General features: G+C 62.4%; 14 protein-coding genes and 2 pseudogenes. 5 read left to right on the forward strand and 11 right to left on the reverse strand.

What is annotated here, in order from left to right; translation table 11 throughout:
- Positions 1 to 10 precede the first annotated feature (10 nt).
- Both QC826_RS17990 and QC826_RS17995 read right to left on the reverse strand, forming a co-directional pair.
- Positions 11 to 937: a carbohydrate ABC transporter permease gene (locus tag QC826_RS17990; protein WP_279761826.1), complete on the reverse strand. Its 927-nt coding sequence runs from the start codon at positions 935 to 937 to the stop codon at positions 11 to 13.
- A 182-nt stretch (positions 938 to 1,119) separates the two neighbouring features.
- Positions 1,120 to 2,370, reverse strand: a complete 1,251-nt coding sequence (locus QC826_RS17995; RefSeq protein ID WP_279761827.1) for an ABC transporter substrate-binding protein — start codon at positions 2,368 to 2,370, stop codon at positions 1,120 to 1,122.
- A gap of 421 nt (positions 2,371 to 2,791) precedes the next feature.
- On the opposite strand from QC826_RS17995, the gene QC826_RS18000 reads away from it, so the two are divergent.
- From QC826_RS18000 to QC826_RS18010, 3 genes are read left to right on the forward strand one after another with little or no spacing between them, the layout of a single operon-like run.
- Positions 2,792 to 3,775, forward strand: a complete 984-nt coding sequence (locus QC826_RS18000; RefSeq protein ID WP_279761828.1) for a 2-dehydropantoate 2-reductase — start codon at positions 2,792 to 2,794, stop codon at positions 3,773 to 3,775.
- A gap of 54 nt (positions 3,776 to 3,829) precedes the next feature.
- Positions 3,830 to 4,051 (forward strand): ribbon-helix-helix domain-containing protein, encoded by a 222-nt coding sequence (locus QC826_RS18005; RefSeq protein WP_279761829.1) that lies wholly within the window; start codon positions 3,830 to 3,832, stop codon positions 4,049 to 4,051.
- Positions 4,052 to 4,077: 26 nt separating this feature from the next.
- Entirely contained in the window at positions 4,078 to 4,278 is a 201-nt protein-coding gene (locus QC826_RS18010) for a hypothetical protein (protein WP_279761830.1), read from the forward strand.
- A 394-nt stretch (positions 4,279 to 4,672) separates the two neighbouring features.
- Here QC826_RS18010 and QC826_RS18015 read toward each other — a convergent pair.
- The 9 genes and pseudogenes from QC826_RS18015 to QC826_RS18055 form a co-directional block, all read right to left on the reverse strand.
- Positions 4,673 to 5,689, reverse strand: a pseudogene (locus tag QC826_RS18015) (IS30 family transposase).
- A gap of 150 nt (positions 5,690 to 5,839) precedes the next feature.
- Positions 5,840 to 9,991: a tetratricopeptide repeat protein gene (locus QC826_RS18020; protein WP_279761831.1), complete on the reverse strand. Its 4,152-nt coding sequence runs from the start codon at positions 9,989 to 9,991 to the stop codon at positions 5,840 to 5,842.
- A gap of 271 nt (positions 9,992 to 10,262) precedes the next feature.
- On the reverse strand, positions 10,263 to 11,060 hold the full coding sequence (locus tag QC826_RS18025; RefSeq protein WP_279761832.1) for a copper resistance D family protein: 798 nt from the start codon (positions 11,058 to 11,060) through the stop codon (positions 10,263 to 10,265).
- Positions 11,061 to 11,339: 279 nt separating this feature from the next.
- Positions 11,340 to 11,708 (reverse strand): copper homeostasis periplasmic binding protein CopC, encoded by a 369-nt coding sequence (copC, locus tag QC826_RS18030; protein ID WP_093388600.1) that lies wholly within the window; start codon positions 11,706 to 11,708, stop codon positions 11,340 to 11,342.
- Between the two features lie 21 nt (positions 11,709 to 11,729).
- Entirely contained in the window at positions 11,730 to 12,056 is a 327-nt protein-coding gene (locus QC826_RS18035; RefSeq protein WP_093388599.1) for a copper-binding protein, read from the reverse strand.
- Positions 12,057 to 12,086: 30 nt separating this feature from the next.
- Positions 12,087 to 13,479 (reverse strand): annotated as a pseudogene (locus QC826_RS18040) (multicopper oxidase family protein).
- Positions 13,476 to 14,876, reverse strand: a complete 1,401-nt coding sequence (locus QC826_RS18045; RefSeq protein WP_409567667.1) for a TolC family protein — start codon at positions 14,874 to 14,876, stop codon at positions 13,476 to 13,478. Before QC826_RS18045 ends, QC826_RS18040 begins: the two are co-directional and overlap by 4 nt.
- A 1-nt stretch (position 14,877) precedes the next feature.
- On the reverse strand, positions 14,878 to 15,369 hold the full coding sequence (locus tag QC826_RS18050; RefSeq protein WP_279761833.1) for a hypothetical protein: 492 nt from the start codon (positions 15,367 to 15,369) through the stop codon (positions 14,878 to 14,880).
- A gap of 80 nt (positions 15,370 to 15,449) precedes the next feature.
- Positions 15,450 to 15,881: a hypothetical protein gene (locus QC826_RS18055; protein WP_279761834.1), complete on the reverse strand. Its 432-nt coding sequence runs from the start codon at positions 15,879 to 15,881 to the stop codon at positions 15,450 to 15,452.
- Positions 15,882 to 16,058: 177 nt separating this feature from the next.
- Here QC826_RS18055 and QC826_RS18060 point away from each other — a divergent pair, with 177 nt between their 5' ends.
- Together QC826_RS18060 and QC826_RS18065 are read left to right on the forward strand one after the other, a co-directional pair.
- Entirely contained in the window at positions 16,059 to 16,499 is a 441-nt protein-coding gene (locus tag QC826_RS18060; protein ID WP_279761835.1) for a nuclear transport factor 2 family protein, read from the forward strand.
- A 179-nt stretch (positions 16,500 to 16,678) separates the two neighbouring features.
- Positions 16,679 to 17,059, forward strand: coding sequence for a hypothetical protein (locus tag QC826_RS18065; protein WP_279761836.1), 381 nt, complete (start codon positions 16,679 to 16,681; stop codon positions 17,057 to 17,059).
- Positions 17,060 to 17,095: the final 36 nt, after the last annotated feature.

A 17,095-nucleotide genomic window follows, 5' to 3' on the forward strand; every position in this document is an offset into this window, starting at 1 on the left:
GCCGCCCGCCTCACAGCGCGTAGCGGCTCAGCCGCCGCTGCACGCCAACGAAGTAGGCGCCGACGCCGAATAGTATCGCCAGGAACATCAGCGTGGCCACCGCCGCGCCCATATTGGCGTTGCCGACCTGGGCCTGGTAGCCGAAGAAGGTGCGGTAGAACAAGGTGCCGAGGATGTCGGAGGCGTAGTTGGGGCCGGCCAGCGCGCCCTTGACGGAATAGATCAGGTCGAAGGCGTTGAAGTTGGCGACGAAGGTCAGGATGGTCACCAGCCCCAAGGTTGGATAAATCAGCGGCAGCTTGATGTCCCAAAAGATGCGCAGCGCGCCGGCGCCCTCGACGTGGGCCGCCTCGACGATCTCCTCCGGCACCGCCAGCAACGCCGCGTAAATCAGCATGGTCGGAATGCCGATGTACTGCCACACCGAAATCAGCGCCAGCGTCGCCAGCGCCGAGCCCTCCTGCCCCAGCCACGGTTGGAACAGGCCGGCCGCGCCCACCGTGCCCAACAGGCGCTCGCCGACGCCCCACAGCGGCGACAGAATCAATTGCCAGATGAAGCCGATGATCACCACCGACAACAAGGTCGGCAGAAAAATCAAGGTGCGGTAGGTGCGCGCGCCGCGCAGCCCCTTCAAGCTGAACAAGGTGGCCAGCAGCAGGCCGATGGGATTTTGCAGCAACATGTGGATGGCGAAGAACAGCAGGTTGTTGCGCATCGCGTTCCAGAACGCGGCCGACCAATCGGCGTCGAACAACACGGTGCGGAAATTGGCCAGGCCGGCGAAGGTCTGGCGGCCGGCGTCGTCGCTGCTGAAGAAGCCCTGGCGCAGCGTGTCGACCAGCGGCAGCGCGCTGAACAGCGCATAGATCAGCACGGCCGGCGCCAGGAAGGCCGCCAGTTGCCAGCGGCCGATGTTGTGGTCGGCAGGTTGCACAGGAATCTCCCAAAAAAAACGCTCGTACAGCGACCGGCGTGATGCCGGCCCTTGCCCCGCAAGCCAGGGGGCTGACCCCACGGGGTCAGACCCCGACCGTGGCGGATCGGGGTGGGGTAAAAAAATGCCGGCGCCTGGGCGACGCCGGCACAACAAACGCCGAGGAGGAGGAGGCGTTTTCTTTATTGCGGTGGCTTATACCACTTGGCAAATCCGTTTTGCAGCTTGGCCGCCGCGTCCTTCGGCGCCAGCTTGCCGTTCAACACCTGGGCGTTGATGTTCCACAGCTCGTTTTCCATGCTCGGCTGGCCCCGGTTGAGTACCTGCGAATTGACCCGGATGGTCGAGGCGCAGGTGGCGCGCCAGTCGACCATCTGCTTGGCCAGCGGATCGCGTACCTTGACCGGATGCTTGGACAGCGAGAAAAAACCGGTGACGCGGTTGGTGTAGATGTCGGCGAACTCGGCCGAGCCGACCCAGCTCAGGAAGGTGTAGGCGTCGGCCTTGTTCTTCGAGCGCGTGTTGACGCCCATGCCGATGTCCATGTGGTCGGAGATGTAGCACTTGTCCGTGGCGCGCTTGACCGGCGGCGGAAAGGCGCCCAGCTCCAGGCCGGAAGTCTGGTTGAAGTAGGAGATGTCCCAGGAGCCGGCCGGATAAATCGCCGCCCGCCCCAGCGCGAACTGGTTCTGGCTGTCGCCGTAGGTCTGCGCGCTGGCGCCCTTGGCCAGATAGCTGCCCAGCTTGGCCTCGTACTCCAGCGCGCCGACGAAGGCCGGGTCGGTGAACTTGGCCTTGCCGGCGATCAGCGACATGCGGCCGTCCTCGCCGTGCCAGTAGTTCGGCCCGATGCTGGTGAAGACGATCTGGCTGGACTCCCACTGGTCGGCCGTGCCCAGCGCCAAGGGCGCGATGTTGCCGGTTTTTTTGATCGCGTCGAGCACGTTGAAGAACTCCGCCTCGGTCTTGGGCGGCTGCAGGTTCAGCTGCTTGAAGATTTTTTTATTGTAGAGGAAGCCGTGGATCACCGAGGCGATCGGCATGCAGAAGGTGTCCCTGGCGTCGTCGGTCTGCCAGGCCAGCAAGGCGATGTTGGGGAAGTTCTGCATGCCCGGCTTGCCGTCGAGCTTGTCCAAATGGCCCTTCTTGTACAGCGCCAACGACACGTCGAAGGGACGGCAGGCCATCAGGTCGCCGGCTGTGCCGCCGGCCAGCCGCGCCGCCAAGGAGGAATCGTATTCGGTCGGCGCGGTCGGCGAGAACTTGACCTTGATGCCGGGATGGGTTTTTTCGAAGGCGGGAATCAGCACCGTCTCCCACAGGGCCTTGTCGTCGACCCGCCAACTTTCGATGAGCAGATTGCCGGCGCGGGCGGCGCCGGCGGACAACAACGTCAACAGCAGTGCATGGCCTAGGGTCCTGTGCAGCTTCATTGCTTGTCTCCTTGTATTGAAACGCGGAATCGCTTCTCTGTCGGAAGCATCGCCTGAGCTCGGCGTGTTTTTGAATCGTAACACCGAATCTTGGCAGATTCGCTAGATTTATTCACCACAAACCGGCAGCTTACAATTCTTTACGCGCAAGTGGTATGGCCCGCGCCACGACGGGCGTCGCCGCCCGTCGGCCGTCACGCCGTCCGCCCCGGCCAGCAACACTACGCAAGATATCCTTACGAAAAGTTACATGGACGGCCAGGGCGGCGCCGACGCGATGGCGGTGCTGCCTCGACCGTTCGGCGAATCGACGCACTTGCGGCCCATTTGCCCGAAGTTGACGATTTGTCACTCAAGACACTTGAATCGGCGCCGCTTCGCAGGCAATATCGCGGCTCCTAAGCAGCTGCGGAGTTTCAACATGAAGGTATGCATCATCGGCGCCGGCGCCATCGGCGGATTTCTCGGCGCGCGGCTGGCGGCGGCCGGCGCCTGCGAGCTCAGCACCTTGGCGCGCGGCGCCACCCTGGCCGCCCTGCGCGAGCACGGCTGGCGCCTGCAACAAAACGGCGCCCTGCTGCAAGTGCCGGCGCGCGCCGCCGAGCGGGCCGCCGAGCTCGGTCCGCAGGATCTGGTGGTGATCGCCGTCAAGGGCCCGGCGCTGGCCTCCGTCGTCGCCGACATCGCCCCCCTGCTCGGCCCGCAGACCATCGTGCTGCCGGCCATGAACGGCGTGCCCTGGTGGTTCGGCAGCGGCGTCGCGGCGCTCGGCGACACGCCTTTGGACAGCGTCGACCCGGGCGGCCGCGCGGCGGCGGCGATCCCCCTCGCCGCCGTGCTCGGTTGCGTGGTGCACGCCAGCACCGCCACCACCGAACCGGGCGTGGTGGCGCACAAGATGGGCCAGGGCCTGATCATCGGCGAGCCGGCCGGCGGCGAGTCGGCGCGGGCGCAGGCCGTGTGCGAGCTGTTCCGCCACGCCGGCTTCGACGTCACGCTGTCGCCCCGGGTGCGCTACGACATCTGGTACAAGCTGTGGGGCAACATGACCATCAACCCCGTCTCGGCCATGACCGGCGCCACCACCGACCGCCTGCAGGACGACGATCTGGTGCGCAACTTCTGCTCCGCCGCCATGCGCGAGGCGGCCGCCGTCGGCGAGCGCATCGGCTGCGCCGTGCTGCAGACGCCGGAGGAGCGCCACCTGGTCACGCGCAAGCTGGGCGGCTTCAAGACCTCGATGCTGCAGGATGTCGAGGCCGGCCGCGCCATCGAGCTCGACAGCATCGTCGGCGCCGTGCGCGAGATCGGCCAGCGCGTCGGCGTGGCCACGCCCAACATCGACGCGCTGTTCGGCCTGGCCCGTTTGTTCGCGCGCGGGCGGGGGCTGTATCCGGCGGCTTAGGAGTATGCTGGGCGGGTGACAATCATGTTTTTGGGCGCTTGGATGGAGGGTGCCATGAGCAGACTCACCTTGGAATTGAGCGATGAAATAGATCGCTGTCTGACCGACATCGCTCGCCGTAGCGGCCTGAGCAAAGGCGAAGCGATCCGCCGGGCCTTTGCTTTGTTGTCTATCGCCGATGTCGAAGAAAACAAGGGAAACTTCCTTGCAGTAGTTCGCAAAAACAAGGAAAACAACCAGTTGGAGACGGTTGCCCGACTTGTGGGCATCTTTTAATGCAACCCGAACCCGCAGGCCCGCTCATGAACAAAGCTTCTCGACCGCACGACGAGACCATGGTGGAATTGTTGCGCGAAGACCCGGCGTTTCTGGATGAGTATCTCGCCGCAGCCATGGATGAAGCCGGCGAAATTGGTGGCCCGCAAGTACTGTCTGCGGTGCTACGCCAAGTGGCAAAAGCTCAACGCTTGGTGGTAGCCAGCAAACGGAGCCCCAATGGATAACGATTTCCGCTTAGTCGCGCGGCGCCTGGTGCCAACGGACGCCCATGTCCTGCGCGGTTGTTTGGTGGCGGCCGGCATCCGCGCCGTCGTCACCGACGATCAGCATACCTAGGCCAATCTCCTGCTCGCCCCGCCATCGGCGACGCACGGGGACTCATCCCCGAAGCCAATTTGGTATTGGACCGGGAGATCCTTGCCGCGTTCGATAGTGGTGACTTGGGGCTACAGGATGAAGCCGAATGATGATAGAAGTTGACGGTAAAAATCGGTTCTCTTTCCACATAGGGACATCAATTAAATCATCACAACTTACACTGGCAACGTAGCTGTAATGGTGAATACAGCCCTTTGCCAAGTACACTTGGCGGTTTCAAGAACCAACTGCAACACTGGGTTAATGAACAGCGATGTTCGGATTATTTAATTGGGTCATGTGGGCAGTATAAACGGCCAGTGGCGATTGGAAGCCAAATCGGGCGCGCGGGCGCTGGTTGAGTTCAAGTGCAATGGCATCGAGTTCGTCCTGGGAGTAGATCGACAGGTCCGATCCCTTGGGCATGTACTGGCGCAGCAAGCCGTTGGTGTTCTCATTGGAACCGCGCTGCCAAGGGCTGTGCGGATCGGCGAAGTAGATCTACACACCGGTGCGCTCGGTGAGCGTTTTATGGCCGTGCATCTCGCGACCCTGATCGTAGGTCATGGTCTTGCGCATGGCGGCCGGTTCGCGGTTGATTACGATGGCGAAGCTGTCGACGACGGCCTTGGTGGTGGCGTTGTCCATCTTGGCCAGCACCACAAAACCGGTCGCGCGTTCGACCAGCGTGCCGACCGACGAGCGGTTGCCGGCACCCTTGATCAGATCGCCCTCCCAGTGGCCCGGAATAAGGCGGTCCTCGACCTCGGGCGGCCTGATATGGATGCTTTGCATGTCCTGAATTTGATTGCGCCGATCCGCGCCCTGGCTGCGTGGTTTGCGCACCTGATTATGGTGGCGCAGGCAGGCGATCAGTTCGCGCTTCAGTTCGCCACGTGGATGCAGGTAGATGGCGTTGTAGATGGTCTCGTGCGAGACGGTCTCGTTGGAGTCGTGGGGCCACATGGCTTTGAGCGTGCCGGCAATCTGCTGGGGTGACCAGCGTAAGTTGAGGAGATGGCGCACAACGATGAACATCATGCTGTGAACATGTAGCTTGGGCACCTTGCGCGGCTTGACGCGCTGCGCCAGCGCCTTCATCTGGGCCTGGTTCGCATCATACACGCCGGCCGCGTCGGCGCGCTTGAGCTCGCGGCTGATCGTGCTCGCCGAACGGCAAAGGCGTTTAGCAATGGAACGGATGCTGCACTGGTCGTCGCGCATGAGCATGACGACCGCACGGTCTTGTGGGGTCAGATGAATATAGTTTCTCGGCATGGCAGCACCTTACAGCAAGTAGGTGTTGCACTTGGTTCTTGAGAACGCCCTTTCATATCATCCACTGTCTGCCGATTGATGCTTACCGAACTGCATAAACTTTCAGCAGGAGCAAGAAAGAAAGGACGAGAATTACTATCTAATATCACATTAGCCAGGTAATGTGACGCCTATGCGGCGCGCCACTTCTGGCAGCCAAGCGGGGAGCCGATTTTGACGTTGCAGGCGAAATTTATGAAATTGCTCACGCCATGGCAACGGGCCTCCTGTGGTACCGAAGTAGTGTTCGCTGAGTGCGGCTAGAAGCAGGTAGAAAGTTTTCCAACTTTGCTGCAGGCCAATATCGAATTCCTGCCAATACGCGAGCGCTGCAACAATATTTACTGGGCTTGGCGTGCCAAAGGCAAGCAAGGTGTGATACTGAAAATTCAGTTCGGATTGCTGTCGTGCATCGACCTGCATTAGTAGCGTTGGACGGTGGACGTCAAGCACGCTTTGAGCGTCAGCTAGCCAGCACATAAATGCAAGCAATAATTTGTGTTTTTCCTGCTCATAAAGAAAGCGATTAGGATCGCGAGAAGCACAGCGATTAAGCACCTCGATGGCTTGCTGTGCTAGTAGTACTGCATCACTCCATTGCGCAAAATCAGCCAAACGAATTGCATGGTTGCTAAGTGATGTTGCCCAGTCCAATTCGAAGCGCTCTGGTTTGGCCAGGGCCAGCCTTTGCCTAATTTTTAGTGCCTGAGAGGATGCATCCAATGCTTCTTCGGTATTGCCAAGCTCGGCCAAACGCGTACCATGATTGATAAGCGATATTGCCCAGTCCGGTTCGAAGCGCTCTGGCTTGGCCAGCGCCAGTCTTTTACGAATTTCCAGTGCTTGGCCAGAAGCATCCAAAGCCGCTGCCATTTTGCCCAGTTCTGCTAAATGATTCGCGTAATTGTTGAGCGAAGTTGCCCAGTCCGATTCGAAGCGCTCTGGCTTGGCCTGCGCCAGCCTTTGCCTAATTTCTAGCGCCTGAACAGATATCTCAAATGCCTTAGCCGTGTCGCCATTCTCGGCCAAACGAACCGCATGGTTGCTAAGCGACGTCGCCCACTCTGGTTCGAAGCGTTCAGGATTGTTCTGCGCCAGTCTTCGTCTCATTTCTAGCGCCTGACCCGATCTTACCAATGCTTCTGTCATTTTGCCATACTCGGCCAAACGAACCGCATGGTTACTAAGTGACGTTGCCCACTCTGGTTCATAGCGCTCTGGCATGGCCTGTGCCAGCCTTTGCCTTATTTCCAATGCTTGACCAGATACAGCCAATGCCTCAACCATATTGCCTTGTTCCGCCAAATAACTCGAATGGTTGTTCAGTGACGTCGCGAAATCTGGCTCAAAGTTCGCACGGTCCTCCTGGACGAGTCTCCTGTAGATTTTCAAGCACTGACCTGACGCGACTAGCGCATCATTCATGCGGCCATCCCGCTTAAGCGCCAACGACAAATTTAGCAATGCGCCAGCATAGTCAGCCTTATTTTTACGTAGCTGGCCTCCTCGCACGGCCTTTTCAGCCTTGGCAAGCAAAGTGCGCGAAACTAACACTTCCAAACCTGTCAAAGGAAAAATCTCATGTTCAAAATAAGGAGCTAGCAATCCAGCAGCTTGCCATTCGTCTTTACGTTCAAGCCTGGAATATGCAGCTTCAACGATTTTTGGTAAAGGACTAGGAGTTTCAATACAGACAGCAACTAATTCATGTGCGACGTTCCTGAAATTTCTAACCAGTGCATTTTCGATGATATCTTCCAGCACATCCCGGTTGCGCAGCGTACGCGCCAATACCGTCAGGCTCGCTCTCCGCCCTGCTTGACTTTTTTGTGACAGCACGGCGTCCAGCAATTCATCCTCTCCATCACTCTGCAACACCTGCGCTACCAGCGATTCGCCTAGTAGATCAGGCCGTAATCCTTCCAAACCCTGCCGTGCTGGATAGAGTGGACGCAGCAAACTAAACAAAGGTTTAAGCAAGTTTTTTGTGCCGCCCGCCCTTTTCCAAACGTCTTCTACCTCTTTCACCGTAGCGATTCCCCCGAGTAGGCTCGCCAGCGTCATGAGCAACGCCGCTTGCGCTTCCTGCTCTTGCATGCCGACAGGCGCTGCGGCTAAGGTATTTGTCCAGTAACGCCGCTCATGATTTACCAGCACATCGGGCAAGGCGGCAGCGGTCTTCGGCCGCTCACCGTGAAGTGCCATCAGTGCGGCCATTTGGCTGTACAAAGGGTGAGAAAACTGTTCTTCACTAAGTTGCGGCGTGTACTCCGGTGCGCTTTGATCTAAGCAGACGGCAAAAGTCTTTACCGCAAGTTGATACGCTACTTGCCTTTGCCCTTCGTTGTCATGCAACTGTGGCATGGGATATGGCCCGGTACTGGCCATACCTTCCAGCAAAGCTGCGCAGGCGGCATCCTTGCGGGGCAAGGCATCCCACCATTCGCCGCCGTCGCGCGCTAGCAGCAATAGGCGCACTACTTTTCCCGATGGTCGTGCTAGCAAAGCTTTGAGCAGCGCCAGCAAAACCTGTTGCCGGGTTTCGGCATAATCTAAAACCACACAGCAATCTTGCCCGCTGGCTTCGATGGCACGCACCAACGAGGAGGCGTCACCCACCGAAAAATCACCGCGCAACAAGCCAGCCTGCCAATTTCGTGCATTCAAGCGTTTGCAAAGTTCCAATGCCAGCCGAGTCTTCCCGACGCCCCCGGCTCCGGTTAGAAGCCGTATCGCAATAGGGTAAGCTGTGTAGTGTACCCAATCCAATTGCAGATTTAAAAACGGCTCGCGCAGTGGATCAAAAGGAATAATTTCTTCTTCAGCTCGCAATAGACGGCTGGCCTGCATGCCAGAGCCCGAGCGCCAGACCTTTGGTGAGATTTCCAGATCAGCGATTAGCGGGGCCGCTGGCGAGTTGAAGGTGAAAGTGGGAACCGTAGCAGGCATGTCTTGCAATGCCTCTGTACCGGGCGACATGAGAACTGGAAGATGTGCTGATGTCGCCCAACCCACGGCTGTTGAGAAATTCTCCACACAAGCTTTCCACGAAAACCTAACCCTCAATTCACCCCGTAAAGCTACAGCTTTGCCATGATATGTTTGCCAATCATTGGCGATGTCGAGAATCGCTTGTGCTAGCGCAGTCTTATCTTTCAGCTGGAAGTATGGTTCCACAACCTCTCCGGCAACGTCAATCTTCGTCACCCAAGCGGTAAACCGCGCGTTCTCGATTTCCTTGAGTAAGTGATAAACCCCGCTCTTCTCGCTGACGATCACTGGAACGCCGGCGGCAATGGCTTCCCACGCAACCAAACCAAATCCTTCGTGCCATGAAGGCATCATGGCAACTTTAGCGCTGCGCAAATCCTCAAACAAGGCGTTGCGGTCTGTCGTGTAAGGCAAAGCAAGCGGCGTAAAGGCTCGGCCTGCCTCATCAGAAGCGTACTTTTGTAAATTCAGTTCGGTGCCGTTGGCATCAGCACCATTTTCAAAATCCACCCCTCGCAGCGTCAGCTGGGGTTCGCTTGCTCCTCGTAAATCGGCAGGCAAACCGGAATTTTCGCTAGCTTGTTTGATCGCGTTAGCAAAAGCAGCGATACCGAGCTGTGCTTGCTTCACTTTTTTCGCATCGGAGCTCAAACGTCCACTCAGAAATCCTTTGAAAGTGCGATGCATCTTTTTCGGTTCAATCTCGGCCATGCCAGGCACCAGCATCACCACTCGATCATGATCGAGCATCTCAATCAAAGAATCACGCAGCAGAGGCCCAACGGCAAACGTGAAGTCGGCTTGCCCAAACAAGTTCCTTTGTTCCGATTCTTTTTTGTAAGCACTGTCACTTCCTTCGGCGAACGCTTCGTAATGGCGGTAGCTCATATGATGAATCAATGCCGCGCGCCCGCTATACAGTGAAGCGGCAGCGAGTGCAACTGCGCCGGTGATACGATCATGTCCGAGCCAGACAGTTTCGGGATCGCTCGTCACACCAGCTGTCCTCAGCGCGACAGCAACTTGCTCAAGCAAATCAGCCGGAAAATCGCGCTGTCTTGGCAAGTCGAGAGAAACGAGAGTAATCGCCTCGTTGCGCGCTTGTGCAATTTCCGCCACACTTGCATGTAGCACAACGCAAACGGTTTGTGCAAAACTATAATTTGCGGCTTGAAAAGCCATCAAAAAATCAAAATTGAAGCAATTGATCCCGCCCAGCTTGCTGCCCCAACTTGTACTAAGTGAAATTAGAGTCTTTTTCAAAGGCGTCATAGCGCATTCACAATAAAATAGGGTCCCCCATTTTACTCGCCTGTACTATTTCCCTTGGCAGAATTTATTGAATTTGCAATGAGGCCTCATGGGTGCGCTGTTGTCAGTGGCTTAAGCAAGCATAACCTCTGTGGCGTCTTGATTGCCTTCGACGGTGACAAAACCAGTTGTGGCGCGAAACTGATATCCACGCTGTCCAATTTCCGTACCGAGTAGCACGATCAAACCCGGTCGGGATGCGCTGCCCTGCACCCCGACCGGAAACCGAAGTCTACAGCGCAGTTGGCGGCTGCTGCGAGGTCAACAGCGCGGCGGCGACCAGCACCGCCAACAACAGCAAGGCCTCCATCCGCAACACCGTGCGCACCAGCCACAAGCCTCGCTCCGAGCGCGCGGCGGCGGGCAGCCCGACGAGTTTGTTGTAGCCGCCCAGCGCCACCGCCAGCCCGACCAGGCCAACCTTGGCCAGCAGTGTCAAACCGTAGGCGGTGTGCAGCAGATTGCCGCCCGTCCCCACCCGGTGCCAGCCGCTATAGACGCCGGTGGCGGCGATGAGCACCAGCGCCAGCACCGCCGCCTGCGACATGCGCTCCAGATACCGCCCCGTGCCCGCGCCGTCCACCGCCGCGCCGGCCAGCCGCGCGCCGTTGAAGACGAAGCAGCCCGACAGCACGACCACGCCGGTCCACAGGGAGATCGCCGCCAGATGCAACGTCTCCGCCGCCAGCGGCAAGCTCCAGAAGCCAAGCTCGCCGGCATGCCCCATCGTGGCGCGGGTGTAGGCGAACACGGCCAGCGACAGCAGCACCGCCGCCTCGCTGGCCAGCCCCGCGCCGCCTATGCCGCGCAGCACCAGCAACACCAGCATGGCGACGATGGTGACGCAGCCGGCGTGGCCGTGGTCGGTGGTGGTGAGCATCATCCAGAACATGTCCGACGCCTCGGCCAGCGGCAGGCCGCCCATCACGGCGGTCGACGCCCACAGCGCCGCCACGCTGGCCAGCAGCGCCAAGGTGGCGGCGGCCACGTCCAGCCGCCGCAAGGCCGCCAAGTCCGGCCAGCGCGACACAGCCGCGCCGGTGGAACCCGTGGCGGCAGCGGCGCCGGTGCAGACAGCCGAGGAAACCGTGTCGGCAAAGGCCGCCGAAGAACCGGCGCCACCGGCACCGGCGCCGGCACCGGCCGTGGCAGCCAAGGCAGCGGCACCAACAGTGTCAACACTAGCCGCCCCAGTCCGCGCCCGCTCCGCCCGCCAGCACCAGCGCACAAACGCCGAGCCGACCAACCAGGCGAAGCCGAGATTGAGCAGCAGCGCCGAGCCGACCTGCAACAGCGCGACCGCGTCCACCTATTTCACCGTGAACGTGAACTCGCCCTTGCGGCGATGGCCGTCGCGGCCGGCCGCCGCCCAGCCCACCGTGTAGGCGCCGGGCGCCAGCGCCGGCAAGCTCAGCCGCAGGACGGCGGGATTGGCCCCGTCCACCTTGGCCTTGCCGACCGCCACCGGCTTGCCGCCGGCATCGGCCAGCGTGATGCTGCTGAAGGCCGCCTCGACCTTCTCGTTGAAGCTCAGCGCGATCTCCTTCGGCGCCGGCGCCACGGTGGCGCCGGCGGCCGGTTCGGACGCCGTCAAGCTGGCGTGCGCCAAAGCCTGCGAGCTGAACAGCGCTCCCGCCGCCAAGGTGGTGGCAACTACCAATGCGTGTAGTGTTTTCATCTCGTCGTCTCCCCGGGCCGCTTAGCGGACCACTTCCAGCGCGGTGACGGCCAGCGCGGCGCCCATGTGCTCGGCCTTGAAGCGCACCTTGTCGCCGGCCTTGACCTTGTCCAGCATGGCCGGATCGGCGACTCGGAAGTTCATCGTCATACCCGGCATTTGCAGATTTTTCAGCTCGCCGTGCTTGATGGTCAGCTTGCCCGCCTCCTTGTCCACCTTCTTGATTTCCCCCTCGCTCATGGCGTCCTGCGCCACGGCGGCTTGCTGCGCCTGGGCCTGGGCCAGCGGCGCGGCAAGGGAGAACATGCCGAGCAGCGCGGCGAGAACCAGTGCATTCATTTTTTTCATCTCATTTCCCTTCAACTTAAATAGATTTCATCAATGGCCGCTATGGCCGGACGGCTTGCGCACCGTCACCTCGACGTCGGGCTTGTTCCTCACCGGCATGGACTGGCCGCCGGCGCTGGCGCTGCGCTTGGGTTCCGGCAAGGCGCCGGTCCACTCGTAGGCCAGCGTGCCGGGCGGATGCTTGTACCAGCCGGGGTCGCTGTAGTCGCCCCGCTTCTGCTCCTTGCGCACCTTGAGCACGGTGAACATGCCGCCCATCTCGACGCCGCCGAACGGCCCCTCGCCGGACATCATCGGCAGCGTGTTCTCCGGCAGCGGCATGTCCATGCCGCCCATGGAGCCGCCCTTGTCGCCCATCACCATATAGTCAGGCACGATCTTGTTGATCTTCTCGGCCACGCCGCGATGGTCGACCCCGATCATGGTCGGCACGTTGTGGCCCATGGCGTTCATGGTGTGGTGCGACTTGTGGCAGTGGAAGGCCCAGTCACCCGGCGCGTCGGCGACGAACTCGATCGCCCGCATCTGCCCCACCGCCACGTCGGTGGTCACCTCCGGCCAGCGCGAGGCCGGCGGCGTCCAGCCGCCGTCGGTGCCGGTGACGACGAACTCGTGGCCGTGCATGTGGATGGGGTGGTTGGTCATCGTCAAATTGCCGACGCGCACGCGCACGCGGTCGCCCTGGCGCACGTTGAACGAGTCGATGCCGGGGAAGACGCGGCTGTTGAAGGTCCACAGGTTGAAGTCGAGCATGGTGTTGGTCTTCGGCGTGTAGCTGCCCGGCTCGACGTCGTAGGCGTTGAGCAGGAAGACGAAGTCGCGGTCCACCGCGTGCAGCGCCGGGTTCGTTCGGGTGGGTGACCCAGAAGCCCATCATGCCCATCGCCATCTGCAGCATCTCGTCGGCGTGCGGGTGGTACATGAAGGTGCCGGGCCGCTGCGCGACGAACTCGTAGACGAAGGTCTTGCCCGGCGCGATGCCGGGCTGGGTCAGGCCGGTCACGCCGTCCATGCCGTTGGGCAGGCGCTGGCCGTGCCAGTGCACGCTGGTGTGCTCGGGCAGCTTGTTGGTGACGAAGACGCGCACGCGGTCGCCCTCCACCACCTCGATGGTCGGCCCCGGCGACTGGCCGTTGTAGCCCCACAGATTGGCCTTCATGCCGGGCGCCAGTTCGCGCACCACGGCCTCGGCCACCAGATGGAATTCCTTGACGCCGTTGTTCATGCGCCAGGGCAGCGACCAGCCGTTCAGGGTCACCACCGGGTTGAACGGACGGCCGTTGGCGGGCAACGGCGGCACGTGGGTGTTGGCGTTGTTCATGATCATCGCCTCGGGCAGGCCGGCCGCGCCGGCCTTGCTGATGGCGGCGACGCCGACGGCGGCCGCGCCGGCGCCCTTGAAGAAGTTTCTACGTGAAATCATGGGTTGGTCCTTGCTTCGTTGTTGCCGGCGCCATTCAGGGCGGACTGCAGGCGGGTCTCGGCGATCCAAAAATCGCGCTGGCTTTCGATGGCGCCGTTGACGCTGGCGAGCTGTTCGCGCGAGTCGGCCAGCAGCTCGAACACGCTGGCCAGCATGCCGTTGTAGCGCAGCAGCACCTCGTCGGAGATCTTGCGGCGCAGCGGCACCACCTCGTCGCGGTAGTGGCGCGCGATGTCGTAGGCGCTGCGGTAGCCGGAATAGGCCTCGCGCACCTCGGAGCGGGCGCGCAGCGCCACGTCGGCGGTGCGGTGCACCGCCTGCATGTACTGCGCCTCGGCGCGCGCCACGCGGGCGCCGCCCCAGTCGAACAGCGGCAGCTCCAGCGAGACCTCGTAGCCGTTCTCGCGCGGCGCGCCGCTGCTGCTCTTGTTGACATAGCCGGCGTCGAGCACGTTGACGAAGCGCGTGGCGCGGTTCAGGCCCAGCGCGCTGGCGGTGGCCTCGGTGTCGCGGCGGGCGGCCAGCACGTCGAGGCGCTGCTCCAGCGCCTGCGCCTCGGCCTGGCGGATCTCGCGCGGCGCGGCCGGCAGCTCGGGCAGGCGCTCGGGCAGGCTGAAGCCCTGCTCGCGCAGGCCGAGCAGGCGTAGCAGCTGTTCGCGGCTGGACAGGGCCTCGTGGCGCGCGCGCGCCAGCTGGGTGACGGCGTCGGCGTAGAAGGCGCGCTCGCGGGCCTGGTCCAGCTTGCTCCAGTTGCCCACCTTGCTCATCCGCTCGGCCAGCTCGGCCGAGGCCTCGGCCGCGCCGCGCACCTGTTCGGCGAACTGCGCCGACTGGGCGGCGGCCACGGCCGTGAAGTAGGCGCGCCGCGTGTCGGCCGCCAGTTGCACGGCCTGGCCGGCGGCGCGCAGCTTGGCCTGCTCGAAGCGGCCCTGCTCGATGCGGCTGCGCATCGGCAGGGTCAGCAGACCGGCCAGGTCGAACATCACGCCACGGTCGATCTCGCTTTCACCGCCGCCGTGGATGCGGCCGAAGCTCAGGCTGGGATTGCGCATGCGGCCGGCCTGCACCATCTCGGCCTCGGACACGCCCAGCTCGGCCAGCGCGGACTTCAGCGCCGGACTGTTCAGCAGGGCGACGCGCACCGCCGCGTCGGCGCTCAAAGGCTGCGCCAGCAGGGTTTGCAGCTGGCTGTCGCGGTCGGCTCCTGCCGTCTTGCCGTCGGCGGCGTCCTGGCGGAAGCTGGCCGGCTGGCCGACGCGTTCGCTGGTCAAGCGCGACACATCGTCCAGGCCGCCGTCCGGAGACAGGCTGGCGCAACCGGCCAGCAGCGCGACGGACAAGCCCGCCGCCGCCCGTCCCAGCATCGCTACGCCGGGTCGTAAAGGGAAACGTGTCATGTTATTGGCCTTTCATTTGCATGTGGTGACCCTGGTGCGGATCGGCTGCCGGCGAGGCGGGCCGTGGCGCCGCATGGCCTTGGTGCGGGTCGGACGACGGGCGCGCCGACGACGGCGCAGCCTGGTGGCCTTGGTGCGAAGCGGCCGCAGCCGCAGCCGGCGCTGCTTGCGCCGCCGCGTGGCCCTGACGGGCTTGTTGCGCTTGTTGTGGGACGGCCTGGCCGGCCGCCGGAGCCTTGTCCTGATGCATAGACATCATGCCGTGGCCGGCATGGCCGCCGCCGGCTGCCAGCTCGCTATTGGCTTGCAGCCAGGCCTTGTCGGGCGTGAGGTCGGGTTGCGGCGCCGGCAGATAGCCGGCAAAGGCGGACTGGTACGGCAGCGTAGCCGACGCGCCGGCCTGCGGCGCGGCCGTGTCGACACGCGCCGCTTGCGCGGAGGCAAGCAGCGGCACACCGGCCACCGCGAACAGTAGGAAGCGTAAACGTTTCATGATTTTCCTTAGAATTAACACTGACACCCGAACCGGAGATTCAGGGCGGCGCGAAGCGAACTTCGCGACAACAGCAATCTTCAGGAGACCAGGCGTGGTGGTCGTTCGAGCGTGGCAGGAATGAAGGCGGTCATCGCCGGCTCGGCGACCAGCACCGCGCAGCGCGCCAAAGGAAGGGCAGAAAAGAGTACGACCGCCTGCGGCGGCGCGCAGGCGCCCACGCAGCAACTGGCGCAGCTGCTGCACTTGCCGTGCGTGGCCTTGCCGTGCTCGGGCATAGCCTCGCCGCAATGGGCGGCGTGCATGGCGACAAGCTCGTCCGCCATGCCGGTCTGGGCGGTCGGCGCCGTGGCCGGCATCGTGGCCGCCATCACAGCCTCGACCATTTCCGCGCCGGCGCGCGCGGCGCTGTCCCTGTCCATGCCGGCGCCGGACATGAATGCGGCGGCCGTGCCCTGCAGCGGCAGCGCGGCGATCAACATCCACAGCAGGTAACGGACTAGGGTTTGCATAAGCGGCAAATAGTAGCGCAAAGGCGCGGCGCATGACAAGATCGTTCACTATAGACCTTCCCACAGGAGGAAGGTCAAGCGTAAACTGGCCCACACAACAATATTTCTTTTGCGCTTGCCGGGCCGCGCCGGCGCTGTTTAAATTGCCGCTCCGCCCCTTCCTGGAGACCCCATCCCATGCGCCGCATCCTCAGCACCGCCCTTCCGCTCGCCCTCGCCGCCCTCTGCCTGCCGCTGCACGCCGCCACGCCGACGGAAACCCTGGCCGCCTTCCACCAGGCCATGTCCAGCGGCAAAGGCGCCGAGGCGCAGGCCCTGCTGGCGCCGGAGATCCAGATCTACGAGTCCGGCCACGTCGAACGCTCGCGCGACGAATACGCCGGCCACCACCTGCCGGCCGACATGGCCTTCGCCAAGTCCACCAGCAACACCGTGCTGCGCCAAAGCGAGCGCGTCGACGGCAACCTGGCCGTGGTGATGCGCGAAACCGAAACAAGCGGCCAGTACAAGGGCGCCAAGGTACACCTGTTCGGCACCGAGACGGCGCTGCTGGCCAAGCAAGGCGACGGCTGGCAGATCACCCACCTGCACTGGTCGTCGCGCAAAGCAGGCAAGTAACGCCGCAGCCGCTGTCAAGCGCTGCGCGCAGAGCAAAGCGTCGCCGCAGTGGTTATTTTTTGACCTGCATCAACAAATTCGATCGGATTGTTCCCTATCATGGCCACGTTCGGGCACAGTGCTTAAGCTTGGACTAATACATTCCGCCGACACTGGGCGCTCACCACCACACAACGATCATGCGGCTAGCCTTCCCGTCCCTGTTCCGCCTGCTTGCCCTGTTCCTGGCCCTGACGGTCATGAACGCGGGGGTGGCGATGGCCGCCTATGTCTGCCCGCAGCTCAGCGCCGGCCAACCCCAGGTGCGGCTGATGGACAACGCGCCCTGCGTCGGCATGGACCTGGAAAAACCCGTCCAATGCGCCGAGTTCAAGGCCGGCGCCAAGGGCACGCCTGACTACCTGGCCGCCGCGCCGACGCTGGCGCCGATCTCCTTCGCCTTCATCATTCCGACCTTCCAGCCGCTGGTGCCCGCCGTGATCGACGCGCCATGGGCCGCGTCCGCGCCGGCCGACGGCAGCGACCCGCCCTACCTGCAAACGCTGCGCCTGAGAATCTGACCCGTCCCCGATTTGGTTGCGCCGCCCGGCCCTGGC

It is taken from the genome of Rugamonas sp. DEMB1 (assembly GCF_029834475.1).
GTDB classification, from domain to species: domain Bacteria; phylum Pseudomonadota; class Gammaproteobacteria; order Burkholderiales; family Burkholderiaceae_D; genus Rugamonas; species Rugamonas rubra.